This window comes from Staphylococcus sp. GW821-FHT11H10, from assembly GCF_058807855.1.
In genome coordinates this window covers 1-651 of record NZ_JBXARC010000055.1, presented here as the reverse complement: position 1 = coordinate 651, position 651 = coordinate 1, and the positions used below count along the sequence as shown (strand labels likewise).

1 protein-coding gene is annotated in these 651 nt (G+C 30.9%); it reads left to right on the top strand.

The annotated features are described in order from the left end of the window. Nucleotides 1-651: transposase (locus AC1RRU_RS12575; RefSeq protein ID WP_136719898.1), on the top strand; the 651-nt coding region annotated here is incomplete at both ends.

The following is a 651-nucleotide window of genomic DNA, read 5'->3' as shown; positions in this document are numbered from 1 at the left end:
CGACGTAGGTCAGTCTTCTTTTGATGCTTTACCTGAACACTTAATGATGGACGAATTTAAAAGTGTTAAAAATGTAACTGGGAAAATGAGCTTTATTTATGCAGATGCTGTATCGCACCGCATCGTAGATGTGGTAGCGGATCGTAAGTTAAAATCGTTAAAAGATCATTTTTATCGCTATTCTTTGAAACTAAGACAAAAAGTCAAAACAGTAACGATTGATATGTATGAACCATATATGTCGCTAATCAAGCAATTATTTCCTAACGCGAAGATTATTATTGATCGTTTTCATATTGTTCAATCCTTAAATCGAGCGTTAAATATGTCTAGAGTTCATGTAATGAATTGTTATAGGGCCTCAAATAGACCGCTTTATAATAAATATAAAAGTTATTGGAAATTATTTCTTAAACCTTTTGAAACGCTAGAGGCATTTAATTATCGTAAAGTCCATTTATTTAAAGAGTGGAAAACTGAAAAAGGCATTGTAAATTACTTATTAGATGTAGATGAAGAATTATATAATACATATCACTACGTTCATGAGCTAAGACGATTTTTAAAAGAAAACCAAATAGAGAAATTTAATCATAAACTCTTTTCTATTCATCTTTCAGATGTGTGTCCTAAATTACGCCCAGTCATTAG